Raw genomic sequence first — 11,684 nt, 5'->3', positions numbered from 1 at the left:
TTCCGTTCATGCGCCGCCTGCGCAGCCCTTGAGCCTGAGAGGGCTCAGCGGTCGCCGCCGGCGTTCCGGAACGCTTCCCAGTCCTGCTTGTGCGCTATACGTCCGGTTGGCACTTCAAGTGGGCGTATAGCGACCGGGTTTCCGGAGAGGGTGATCTCCACGCCCTGCGAGTGGCACCAGCGAAGCGGTGGCGGGACTTTGTCGATATCTTCTTTGTACGATGCAATGATCTTGAGTTCGCCGTTAATGCCCGCCGCATAAAGAAGCCCGCCATACGACTGAACCGTTCTACCCCTACCGCCAATATAGCCAGCATAAAGGGCACCCCACTCCACGTCATCGTACTCAGCGACCAGAAACAGTCGACGACGCACCGGGTTCATCTTCGCCGCCAGTCTCGCCAATTCTTCCGACGGCATTCCGACCGGCCTGCCGAAGCCAGGCGACAAGGGAGCATTCAAGGTGGAATGCCAGAACCCTCGACTCGCAATTTGCCGCTCCTTCAGTACTTCATCAGATTCCGAGCGCACAGCCAAGTTCCCGGCGTAGTCGGCATCCAGGTAGGAGTTAAAAAAGCTTACAGCCTCATCCATTCCACTCACTGATCCGCACTCCCTTTGACAAAAAGGTGATCATCAGCTTCGATTGGGATCGGGTCGTTATTCTTCGCTTCAGCATCGGAAATCGTGGATGCCAGATCGAACTCATACACGACACCCATGACACGCCTCACCGGAGGGTTCATCAACTTATCAGTCAGCTTCTTCAGCCGGGCATCCGATTCAGGATCGCCAGCCGTATACCACTCCTGGTCCTGGATGTTCCTCATGAAAACATCCTTCAGCAACTCTCCAAACGTCACGGTCACCGTCAGATCCATGGAAACTTGACTTTGCGTCAAACCATGTTCCTCAGCGAACGCCAGTATCGAGGTCCCTATTTCGGACTCTGCGCCACCCATGACCGTCTTGTTGTAGTGGTCGCTGGCGGTTACCAGGTTGAGCGCCTCCCGATAACCCGAACCTCCGAACCAGTCGGCAATCACATGCGAGCGATTGAGGCCCTGATTAACAAGGAAGCCGGGAGAATCCTGTGTCACGCCTCGTGGCTCACCAGGCTCTTTAAGCCGTAAGTCCACGCCTTTGACCTGCAACTTCAATCCGTGCTTCAGGTCTTGAGTGACAGTAAAAACCTTCCCCGCCCTCGTTACGACCGTGGTAACCGATTCATCGCCCGTACTTATTCGCCGGTCCAGATCGACGGAGACCGGAAAGAAATTGGTATGCTCGCGCTCATCCGGAGACTCCGGGAAAGGGTCATACTGGCCATAGACGCTTCTCGCCGGAAGGAACTTCATCGACTTGATGATCTCGTGAGTCTCCGGGACGTTGCGAGCGGCTCGCCTTCCTTCTTTCTTGAGCTCCTTCAGGGCCGCCCGACCAAGCAGCTTGACGACATTTCTCCGTATGACGCTCCTCACTCCGAACACATACGCCTTGAAGGCGGCAGCATTAACATCCCGACTATTTCCCTCATAGAACTTTTTCTTCACATCACGTGCAGTATCATCCCGTTTCAGATAATCCTCCGCTTCGGCTTCAGTCCGATTAAGAACGTCCCTCCCCCACAGCTGTTCCGATTCAACTTTCGGCCTCTTGATTTGATATTCCCACCAGTGAGAGTGCACTTTTTCGATAAATTCAGGCCCGAGTTCACTCAGTCGTATCTTTATGCTTTCAATATCACTGTACGACCCCAGCGGGTGATTACTGGCTTTCATTGAGAGCGCAAAGCCAGCCCCCTTTCTCGTTGCATCGAACCCCTTTATCCAGGAGAACTGTCGACGCAACGTAAGCAGCTCTGCGACAACCACATCCACTGGCGAGTCGCTACCCTCATGCTTGGATATGATCCGCCTTGCCCGACTCATCGCCCGAGGAAGTTCGCGCTGCTTCCTCTTCTGCTCCGCCCTGTCATCAACCGGATTCTTCATGTCCTTCTCGTCAACCTTGCGTCCGGCCCAAATCTTCTTACCTTTTTTGGCCAGAAAACCGACGATTTTATCGATGGCGCGGTTGACGGGACGGGCCGCTGCCTGGAAGACGCTTCTGACCTTGTTGGCGAGGCCGCCGATGCCGAGGAGGGCGGCGAGGAAGCCGATGAGGAGCGGGATGCTGCCGGCGAGGGCGGCCTCGATGAGTTTGGGGACGCCGGCTTGGCCGCCGTTGGCGATGGCGATGATCGCGTCGAGGACGGCATGGACGAAGTCGGCGAGTTGGGCGCCCTGGGTGATGACGAAGGCGGTGATGTCGATGATGGCTTTGACGGCACGGATGAAGGCGGAGGCGGGGTTGAGGAGGGAGAGGATCCAGGTGATACCGGCGATGAGGACGGTGGGGATGAGATAGGTGGTCAGTTTGGTGAGGATGGTGGATTTGAGGTCGCCGGTTTCGGCCTGGATTTCCTTCGCCGCGCCGGACGGGCCCTCGCGGGCGAGGGACTGGGCCAGCGGGACGGAGGACTCGACCTTGGTCATCGCTTGGTCGGGGACGCCTTTGCGGGTGACGCGGGTGCGGATGGTGTCCCAGGTCAGGCCGAGGAGGGAGGCGATGATCTGGATGATGCCCCTGAGGTCGAACCGCGGGGGGAGGTCGAGGCCGGCGCGGACGGCGGTGCCCAGGAGCCAGGAGACGAGGCCGGTCTTGAGGTGGTCGCCGATGTTGGCGATGAAGAGCTGGAGGCCGGCTCCGACGGCGCGGACGAGGTTGCCGAGGAAGCCGATGGGGTCCTTGAGGATCTTCATAACGGCGGTGGCGGCCTTGGCGAGGATGCCGAGGAGGAGGTTCTTCAGCTCGTTGATGGTTTTGATCGCGCCGACGATGGCGTCCTTGGCCTTGTCGATCAGCCCCTTGTTGGCCTCCTGGAGCTTGGTGATCTCCTCGTCGATCTTGCTCAGGGCGGCCGTGTACCGCTGGGCGAGGTCCTGGACGAGCTGCTCGGACTTCTCGTTCACGGTGGTTTCGAGGTCGTCGAACTTCCCCGCGAAGTCCTTGGCCGCCTCCTCGCCGAAGGTCTTCAGATCGGCGGGGAGTTTGTCGACCTCCGCCTTCAGCTCGGTGCGGCCCTGCGCGATACGGGCCTTGGCCCGGCCCAGCTCCGTGCCGATGATGTCGGCGACCGAGGAGATGACGGTCCGCATCCGGGAGACGTAGAGCTTGCGGGCCTCCTGGTAGAGGCCGCTGGCCTCGTCGGGCAGACCGGCGAGCTTGTCCTTCACCCAGCGGGCCTTGCCCATCAGACCCGAATAGCGTTTGTCCTTGTACTTCTTCATCCGGCGCTTGTGGTCCGCCGTGAAAGCGTCCCGCGCCGCCTTCTCCCCCGAGGTGAAGGCCGCGTCGACCTTCTTGTCCAGCCCGGAGAGGGCGGACTCGACATCCGTCTTCGTCCCGTCGAAGACCTTCTGGAGCTTCGCGGTGACCTCGGCCCGCTTCTTCTCGTCCCTGGACCGGGTCTCGCCCTTGCCCCCGTCGACCTCCCGCCCCGCCGCGGCGCGGGTGGCCGTCAGACCGGCCATCGCCTGAGCGCCCGCGCCCGCCGCGCCCGCCTTCGCCGCCGACAGCTGCCGGTCCTCGGCCGCCAGCCCCAGAGCGGGGGCCTTCGCCGAGTCCGCCTCCGAGGTCTTCTTCGCGGACAGCGCCTCGTCGAACTGAGGCTCGTTGCCCTTCGCCAACTGCTCCTCGGTGACCTCGGCGTCCGCCATCGCCCGGTCGTTCTCCGCAGGCCCCTCGGAGAAGTCGGTGACCGCCGCCGGCTGTCTGGCCGGGACCGCGTCCCCCGCCGGAGGCGGACCGGGGTCGCCGGGCGGACGGTCAGGGGTGAGCGGGGTGACCGGTTTCTCCACCGCCGCCGAAGTGTCCGGAGGAGCTTTGGTGGTGGAGTCGATGTCCTTGGCGGACGCCTCACGGCCGTCGGTGACCTTTCCGTCCACCTCGGCCCGGACCCGGTCCGCCTTACCGGACCCGGAGAACTTGTCGGCCTCGTCGAGGTTCTTCGGGGCCTGCGCGTCGATCGCCCGGTCCACCGCCTCGATGAACGCCGCCTTGTCGAACTCCCCCGCCTTCGCCGCGTGCATCTTCTCGGCGTTCGCCGCCTTGCCCTGCGCCTCCCGGTCGTCCGGCGGCGCGACCGCCGCGTCCTGCGCCGCCCTCGCCTCACCCGCCGCCGGAGGATGCGCCGCGACACGCGACTTCTTCGCCGCGACATCGGCCCTCACCCTGCGGAAACCGGCAGCCTGAGACGGAGGCGGCTTCACCGGAGCCGTATAGCGCTGCGCCACCAGCCGGGACACCGCCGCGTTCCCCGCCGAACGCTGGAGGCGCTGAAGCTGCTGGAGTCGCTGGAGTTGCTGAAGGCCGTGGCGCTCAAGAGCCGGGGACCCATCGCGCCGGGTCGGCGCGGGGGCGGGCGTTGCCCGGTGCGGCCGGTCGCTGTCGGGGGCCTTCTCCGGGACAGCCTTCACCGCGTCACCCCCTCGCCCCGCTCACCCCGCTCACCCAGCCGTGCGCCTCCTCAGCGTCGGGGGCGACGAAGAGCCCGGACAGGAACGCTCAGGCAGCGACGAGGGCAGAAGCGGTTGCCTGTTGGGGAAAATCCCGCGGTGCGGCACCGCGAAGAGGGACCCGGGGCATGCCGTCGGCATTTCTGCGATATATTGATCATGTGCTCGCGGCCGGGACTCCCGGCGGTGGGACCGGCGTTGGTGGTCCAAGGAAAGACACCCCACTTCCCGTGGGGGGATGCAGGTGCAAGGCCTGCCCAGCGCTCGAACAAGGCCCCGGCCTCCTCACGGAGACCGGGGCCTTTCCTGTGGGGCGGCTTCTAGCGCCCCGCCTTTTCCCAGGGCCTGACCCCCAGCTTTCCGGTGGTTCCGAGGTCGAGCTTCGGGGTCACGGTCACAGGGGCGGCGCCCGCCTTCGCCCGGACCCGCACATGGGGCACGTTCACGGGGGTGCCGGACTCGGTCGTGTTGCGCCACACCAGGCCGGCGGTCGCCGATTCGCCGGGGGCGAGCGCGATGTGCCGGGGCGGCTCGTCGGGCCCGGCGCCGGTGGTGATCTCGCCGCTGCCGTCGAGGATCTCGATGCCGTCGACGGGCTCGCGGTCCTCGTCCAGGAGTTCCAGCAGCGGGTAGCCCTTGACGGTGTAGGGGCGGGTGCCGCAGTTGTCGAGGCGCAGGCCCACGACGCGCAGCCCCATCGCCGCGTCGCCCTGGTCGGCGCTGACGCGGATCCCGGAGGCGGGGCAGGCACCTGCCTCGGCCGGAGCCTCACCCGCCGGGACCTTGGTCACTTCGAGCACCTTGGCCTGCGTCACCTGCGGCGTGGTGGGCGGCAGCGCTCCGGCCCGGACCGTGCCTCGCGCGGTCTTCCCGGGGCCGACGTCGCGCACGGTCGCGGTCTGGTTGGCCATGGCTCCCCCGTCACCGCTCATGAAGGTGAAGACGATCGTGTAGGTCAGAGCCTCGGCGCCGTGGTTGGTGACCTCGTAGGCGGCCGAGATCCCCGAGTCCGAGCCGAGACGGTCGGCCGAGGGGAAGGGGCTGCCGGCGGGTGAGGGGGAAGCGGGCGGGAGGGTCAGCGAGGTGATGCGTACGCCGTCCTTGCCCGGGTCGTCGACCCGAGTGGTGGAAGCCGACGGCGCGGGCGTACTCGCGCCGGAGTGCCCCGCGTCCGGGCGTTCGGTCCCGCAGGCGGTGAGCAGCAGAGCGATCGCGGCCAGGGACACGGGCAGGGCCACAGGCAGGGGTGCGGTCGCGGCAAGGGCCGGGCGGCGGCGAAAGGCCAGTCTGCTCATTCGGCCATCTCATCAGGGCGTTGATCCAGCGCGCGTGATGGCGGTCACAGTCCCGAGTCACAGGGGTGTCACAAGCAGGGCCGGACCGCCGCGAGTCCAGGTTCGGGCACGGTTCGAACAGAACATCGGGGCTGCCCCATCGGGCAGCTCCCGGTGCCCGGCGGGGCGACCGAGTATCCGTTCCCGGTGATCGGTTCGATGACGAGAATTGCCCGCGTTCCCCGGTGAAAGCGAGCTGATATGCCGTCGTACCTGTCCCCGGGCGTCTACGTCGAAGAGGTCGAGTCCGGGTCGCGGCCGATCGAAGGGGTGGGCACCTCGATCGCCGCCTTTGTGGGCTTCGCGCAGAAGGGACCATTCGACGAGCCGACGCTGATCACGAACTGGAGTCAGTTCGTGAGCCGGTTTGGTGACTTCATGGAGGGCGCCTATCTCGCCGCCTCCGTCTATGGGTTCTTCGCCAATGGCGGCGGCACCTGTTATGTGGTGCGCATCGGCGATGGAACAGCGGTCGACACGGCAGTCGATGCGGCGGCCAATGAGGGGGGAAATGAAGAGGCGGGGGCGGAGACGCTTCTCGGGCCGTACGCCGTGACCGCCCGCCCCGGAGTCAGTGGTGAGATCACGGTCGAGGTCGCGGACGCCGAGGGCGACGACCCTCCGTCGGACGTCTTCCGGCTGATCGTGAAGCGGGATGGCCGAATCGCGGAGACCTATCCGTCCGTCACCACGAAACGCAGCAAGGAGAATGTGGCCACCCGGGTCAACGCCCAGTCGGCGCTGATCGAGGTGAGGGAGACGGGCCAGGGAGCGGCCCCCGCCCGGCCGGCGACGCAGTCGGTGACGCTCGCGCCCGCGCCGCCGGCGGCCGGCGGCGCGCCGGGGCTGGTGCCCGAGGTGTATGTGGGCGATCCCGACCGGAGGACCGGCTTCGGCGGGCTGGAGGCGGTCGAGGACGTCACGATGGTCGCGGTGCCGGATCTGATGAGCGCGTACCAGCGCGGGCTGCTCGATCTGGACGCGGTGGTCGCGGTGCAGCACGGGCTGATCAGCCACTGTGAGCTGATGGGCGACCGGGTCGCCATTCTGGACCCGCCGCCGGGGCTCAGCCCGCAGCAGGTCAGGGGCTGGCGTACGGATCGGGCGAACTTCGACTCCAAGTACGCGACGCTCTACTACCCGTGGATCAGTGTGGCGGTGCCTTCGTCGGCGCGGGCGTCCCTCGTACCGCCGAGCGGGCACATCGCCGGCGTCTGGGCGCGCAGCGACGCTTCGCGCGGGGTGCACAAGGCCCCGGCGAACGAGGTGGTGCGCGGGGCGGTGGCGCTTCAGACGCAGCTGACGAAGGGGGAGCACGATGTGCTCAATCCGATCGGTCTGAACTGCATCCGTTCCTTCCCCGGCCGGGGCATCCGGGTCTGGGGGGCGCGGACGCTCGCCTCCGGGCAGGAGTGGCGTTATCTGAATGTGCGGCGGCTCTTCAATTATCTGGAGGAGTCGATCCTGGCCGGTACGCAGTGGGTGGTGTTCGAGCCGAACGACGACGCGCTGTGGGCCCGTATCCGGCGTACGGTCTCGGCTTTCCTGGTCAATGAGTGGCGCAAGGGGGCGCTGTTCGGGCTGACCCCGGACGAGGCGTTCTACGTCAAGTGCGACCGCGAGACCAATCCGCCGGAGAGCGTCGACGCGGGGCAGGTCATCTGTGAGATCGGGGTCGCGCCGGTGAAACCGGCGGAGTTCGTGGTTTTCCGGCTCTCGCAGCTGACCGGCGGCACGGGCGGGATCGACGAATGACCGGTCAACTCTTCAGCGTGCGTTAGGAGTCTGTTGTGCCACTGCCCGATCTCGACAGTTCCGTGGGGCATTCCTTCGGCCTTGAGTTCGACAGCGTCGTCATCAAGCAGATCACCGAGGTGAGTGGTCTGAAGATGGAACAGGACGTCATCGAGTTGAAGCAGAACACCGCGGACGGAAAATACGCCATCAAGAAGCTCCCCGGCCGGCCGAAGGCCGGAGAGGTCACGGTGACGCGCGGTCTCACCGAGGACAACAGTTTTGAACTCTGGATCAGGGACTCGCGGTTCGGCCGGATGACGGACGCCCGCCGCAATGGCGCGGTGATCGTGTACGACTACGAGGGAGTGCCGATCAAGCGGTACAAGCTCATCAACGCGTGGCCGAAGTCTCTGGAGATCGGCACGCTCAAGGCCGGGGACACCTCGGTGCTGACGGAGAAGCTCTCGATCACCTACGAGAGCATGGAACTCGACTGATGCGCCGTACGGTCCAGACCCCGGAACGGCCGCCGAATGGCCAGGGGGAGTCCCGGGACACCCTGCGGACCGAGTTCGCCTTCGAACTGCCCCGGGGCTATGTGGATGATTCGGGCACCGTGCACCGCTCGGGCGTGATGCGGCTGGCGACCGCCCGGGACGAGCTGGTGCCGCTGCGGGACGACCGGGTACGGGAGAACTCCGCCTATCTGTCGGTGGTGCTGATCGCCCGGGTGGTGACCCGGATCGGCGCGGTCGATGATGTCCACCCGGGGATCATCGAGGATCTGTTCGCCTCCGACCTGGCCTTTCTCCAGGATTTCTATCGGCGGATCAATGCCGAGGGGCACACTCGTGCCGCTGTCACCTGTCCCTCCTGCCAGGAGGAGTTCGCGGTGGATCTCGCCGGTGGACGCCTGGGGGAATCGTGACGTACGCGGCCGACCTGCTCTACGAGGAGGTCGCGTACCTCGCCCATCACTTCCACTGGTCGCTGGATGAGCTGCTGGACCTGGAACACCCGGAGCGTCTGCGGTTCGTCGCCGAGGCCGCTCGCCTCAATGGGCAGTAAGAACGGGCCGTAAGGACGGGGGAAACCATGGGTCTGATGTCCTGGCTGCGCGGCGCGGGGCGTACGGAGCGGGAGACTCCGGGGGTACGGGGAGAGGCGGCCGAGCCGATGGCGGTACGGCGGCCACGGCTGGACCTCGGCGCGCTGCCGCCGCTTCAGCGGAGCCTGGGCGACCAGCAGCTGATCAGCGATCCCGCCGGCTTCCACGGTTCGCTCACCACCCGGCGCGACACCGCGCTCACCACCCCGCTGGGGCATCTGATCAGCGCTGACGCCCCGACCGGGACCGTGCACGGGATCACCACACCCGTACGGGAGGCACGACCGGCGCAGTCGGTTCAGCTCGCGCATGCTCCGGTGCAGCGGTCCCTGGGGCCCGCTGTGTCCGTGCGTCCGGGGTACGGGGGCGACTCGCCGTCCCTGGTGTCGGCGTCCCCGGTGTCGCCTCCCCCGGTGTCGGTGGACGGGAGTACGGCTGTGGCCGCGTCGGAGTCGCCGGTGCGGCGGCTCGTGGGCGAGCGGCCCGTACTGCCTCCGGAGGTCCCGCAGACTCAGCGCCAGCCCGAGCCCGAGGCCCAGGCCCAGCCCCCAGTGCGGGCCGAGGTGCAGAGGGCGGCTGAGCCCTCGCGTACCCCGCCCGCCGGGCGGGCGCCCGGGCTCGGGCTCGGGGCTCCGCTGCCCGCGCTGCCGCCCACCGCGCAGCGGCAGGCGGCGGCCACCTCGGCCCCGGGGGAACGGCCTCCGGCCCGGATAGAAGCGGAACCAGAACCGGAAGCGGTGGAAGTGGCTGCGGAGGCCGAGCCGGAGACGGCAGCCGTCGCCGCGCCCCTGCTGGGGGACGACCCGCTGATCCCCGCACCGGCACCGGCACCGGCACCGGCGTCCGCACCCGCACCCGCACCGCAGATGCCCGTGCCGGAGCCTGGACCTCCGGTCCGGCTCCAGACCTCGCGGTCACCGGTTCCGACACAAGCAAGGGTGGTGCCGCTGCTCGGGAACCGCCCCCTGCCGCTGCAACTGACCGAAACCGAAAGACCAAGAGCTGCGCCGCCCGCACCGGCGGCCCCCGTGCCCGTCCGATGGACCCCGGCCGGACCGGGCGCGGCGGGGACCTTCGTACAGCGGACAGCCGTCCCCCTGGGTGACACGCCCCCCGGCCCGTCTCCGGCCCCGTCTCCGGCGCCGGCCCCGTCGTCGCCATCCCCACCCCCCGTACAGCGGCGGCGGTCGCCGGTCGCCGCCGGGCCGCCGGTGCCGCGTTCGGTGCGGCGTTCGCCACCGCTCTCCGCCGGGGAGGTCGCGGTGGCGGCCGGGGTGGCGCAGCGGATGGCGGACGGGAGTGTGGTGTTCGGGGCTCCGGCGCGGCCCGCCGTACGGCCCGTGCCCATGCCCGTGATCGTCCAGCGTGAGACGGAGACCGCCGAGCCTCCGCCGCCCAACCCGGAACCAGAACCGGAATCAGGTCCAGGACCAGGACCAGGACCTGAAACGGAGCCGGGACCGGAACCAGGACCGGAACAGAGCGCGGGAGCGGGACCCGGGGCTTCGAAGGCGGCTTCGCCGCAGGTCACGGATGAGCTGGTGCGTGCCCTGTACGCGCCGCTCAGCCGGCTGTTCAAGGCGGATCTGCGGCTGGAGCGCGAGCGCGCCGGGTTTCTCATCAACACCAGGCACTGATCGATCCCCCGAGACCGAAAGGCAGGTGTCATGGCCGGCGTCCAGGACGACGACCCCGCCGTCAGCGTCTGTTTCGTCGTCACCATCGACGACATCGAGCTGGGTTCCTTCAACACCTGTGAGGGGCTCGGCTGCGAGGTCGTGCTCGAAACGCGGGAGGAGGGCGGGAACAACGGGCATCTGTGGCAGCTTCCGACCCGGCTGAAGTACTCGAATGTGAAGCTCTCCCGGCCGCTGACGCGCGAGACGGAGAAGGTGGCCCGCTGGTTCGCCACCATGACCACCGGCTTCAGCCGTAAGACGGCCCATATCGAGGCGCGCACCGGGGACGGCCGGAAGGTCGCCCAGTGGGGGCTGCTGGAGGTCGTGCCGGTCCGCTGGACCGGTCCCTCCTTCAACCCGGAGTCGCCGAAGGTGGCGATGGAGACGATCGAGATCGCCCATCACGGCTATGTGATGGAGGGCTGAGCGCGATGAGCGGCGCGGGACCCATCGCCTTCAGCGCGGCCGGTACGCCGGGGGTCGCGGCGGGCAAGGGCGGCTCGGGCGGGGCGGGCGGGGCGGGGCGGCCCAAGCTGGAGCACGCCTATCTGGAGCTGCGGACTCCGCCGACCGGCGGCGGGCTCACCCCCGGCGGCCCCTGTGGACGGATCGACTTCCAGTTCAATCCGAAGGAGCTGAGTCTGACCAAGGCGGCTTCCTGGAAGCGGACTCCGGCCAAGGGCGCGAAGAGTTCGGGGCCGCCGGAGTACCAGGGCTCGCAGCCCAGCAAGCTCACGGTCGAGATGTTCTTCGACGCGAGCGACACCCAGGACACCCGGGTGGTGACCTCGGTGGAGCAGCTCTTCGCGTGCTGTGTGCCGACCAGCGAGACCCGGCAGCGGCAGCGCGCCTCGCCGCCGTGGGTGGTGTTCCACTGGGGCGGGCTGACCGGCTTCCCCGGCTATGTGAGCCAGGTGCAGGCGAAGTACACGCTGTTCACCACCTCGGGGGTGCCGATCCGGGCGATCTGCCAGGTCACCATGGAGGAGATCAGCGGGGAGACGCCGGGGCAGAATCCGACCTCGGGGGCGCTGGCGGCCCGGCGGGTGCACCGGGTGGACGCGGGCGACTCGCTCCAGTCGCTCGCGCAGCGGGAGTACGGGGACCCGGCGGCCTGGCGGGTGATCGCCGAGGCGAACGGGATCGACGATCCGATGCGGCTGGCCCCCGGCCGTCAACTGCTGCTGCCCGCGCTGGACGAGCTGAGCAGACTGGGTGAACCGGGCGGCCCGGGCGGCCCCGCGGGCCCCGTCGGCCGGGGGGTGTGA

At 67.6% G+C, this 11,684-nt stretch carries 10 protein-coding genes; 7 read left to right on the top strand and 3 right to left on the bottom strand.

The genetic code is table 11. The features are described 5' to 3' along the window. Positions 1–44: 44 nt before the first annotated feature. The 3 genes from IE247_RS13275 to IE247_RS13265 form a co-directional block, all read right to left on the bottom strand. A complete protein-coding gene (locus IE247_RS13275) occupies positions 45–593 on the bottom strand; it encodes a hypothetical protein (RefSeq protein WP_190123256.1) in 549 nt (182 codons plus the stop codon). Positions 594–598: 5 nt separating this feature from the next. After that, positions 599–4,519, bottom strand: coding sequence for a phage tail protein (locus IE247_RS34250; RefSeq protein ID WP_229869090.1), 3,921 nt, complete (start codon positions 4,517–4,519; stop codon positions 599–601). 359 nt (positions 4,520–4,878) lie between these two features. Beyond that, a complete protein-coding gene (locus IE247_RS13265; protein ID WP_190123255.1) occupies positions 4,879–5,853 on the bottom strand; it encodes a DUF4232 domain-containing protein in 975 nt (324 codons plus the stop codon). A 240-nt stretch (positions 5,854–6,093) separates the two neighbouring features. Here IE247_RS13265 and IE247_RS13260 point away from each other — a divergent pair, with 240 nt between their 5' ends. Genes IE247_RS13260 through IE247_RS13230 form a run of 7 tightly spaced genes read left to right on the top strand, consistent with a single transcriptional unit; the run spans position 6,094 to position 11,684 of the window. After that, positions 6,094–7,647 (top strand): phage tail sheath family protein, encoded by a 1,554-nt coding sequence (locus IE247_RS13260; RefSeq protein WP_190123254.1) that lies wholly within the window; start codon positions 6,094–6,096, stop codon positions 7,645–7,647. Positions 7,648–7,682: 35 nt separating this feature from the next. Next, entirely contained in the window at positions 7,683–8,126 is a 444-nt protein-coding gene (locus IE247_RS13255; RefSeq protein ID WP_190123253.1) for a phage tail protein, read from the top strand. Next, positions 8,126–8,557, top strand: coding sequence for a hypothetical protein (locus tag IE247_RS13250; protein ID WP_190123252.1), 432 nt, complete (start codon positions 8,126–8,128; stop codon positions 8,555–8,557). The genes IE247_RS13255 and IE247_RS13250 overlap by 1 nt, the downstream gene beginning before the upstream one ends. Next, entirely contained in the window at positions 8,554–8,697 is a 144-nt protein-coding gene (locus tag IE247_RS13245; RefSeq protein WP_190123251.1) for a DUF6760 family protein, read from the top strand. The genes IE247_RS13250 and IE247_RS13245 overlap by 4 nt, the downstream gene beginning before the upstream one ends. Positions 8,698–8,733: 36 nt before the next feature. Beyond that, positions 8,734–10,374, top strand: coding sequence for a hypothetical protein (locus IE247_RS13240; RefSeq protein ID WP_190123250.1), 1,641 nt, complete (start codon positions 8,734–8,736; stop codon positions 10,372–10,374). A gap of 30 nt (positions 10,375–10,404) precedes the next feature. Further along, positions 10,405–10,842 (top strand): phage tail protein, encoded by a 438-nt coding sequence (locus IE247_RS13235; RefSeq protein WP_190123249.1) that lies wholly within the window; start codon positions 10,405–10,407, stop codon positions 10,840–10,842. 5 nt (positions 10,843–10,847) lie between these two features. Then, positions 10,848–11,684, top strand: a complete 837-nt coding sequence (locus tag IE247_RS13230; protein WP_190123248.1) for a CIS tube protein — start codon at positions 10,848–10,850, stop codon at positions 11,682–11,684.

Origin of the sequence: Streptomyces inusitatus (assembly GCF_014651115.1) — a bacterium.
Lineage (GTDB): Bacteria > Actinomycetota > Actinomycetes > Streptomycetales > Streptomycetaceae > Streptomyces > Streptomyces amakusaensis.
The sequence above is the reverse complement of the archived record's forward strand: the minus strand, read 5'-3'. Positions and strand labels throughout refer to the sequence as shown.

What these genes read in the sequence shown, in the direction of transcription:
- IE247_RS13275 (WP_190123256.1), bottom strand. Translation starts at nt 593, where the DNA reads ATGGATGAGGCTGTAAGCTTTTTTAACTCCTACCTGGATGCCGACTAC.
- IE247_RS13265 (WP_190123255.1), bottom strand. Translation starts at nt 5,853, where the DNA reads ATGAGCAGACTGGCCTTTCGCCGCCGCCCGGCCCTTGCCGCGACCGCA.
- IE247_RS13260 (WP_190123254.1), top strand. Translation starts at nt 6,094, where the DNA reads ATGCCGTCGTACCTGTCCCCGGGCGTCTACGTCGAAGAGGTCGAGTCC.
- IE247_RS13250 (WP_190123252.1), top strand. Translation starts at nt 8,126, where the DNA reads ATGCGCCGTACGGTCCAGACCCCGGAACGGCCGCCGAATGGCCAGGGG.
- IE247_RS13240 (WP_190123250.1), top strand. Translation starts at nt 8,734, where the DNA reads ATGTCCTGGCTGCGCGGCGCGGGGCGTACGGAGCGGGAGACTCCGGGG.
- IE247_RS13235 (WP_190123249.1), top strand. Translation starts at nt 10,405, where the DNA reads ATGGCCGGCGTCCAGGACGACGACCCCGCCGTCAGCGTCTGTTTCGTC.
- IE247_RS13230 (WP_190123248.1), top strand. Translation starts at nt 10,848, where the DNA reads ATGAGCGGCGCGGGACCCATCGCCTTCAGCGCGGCCGGTACGCCGGGG.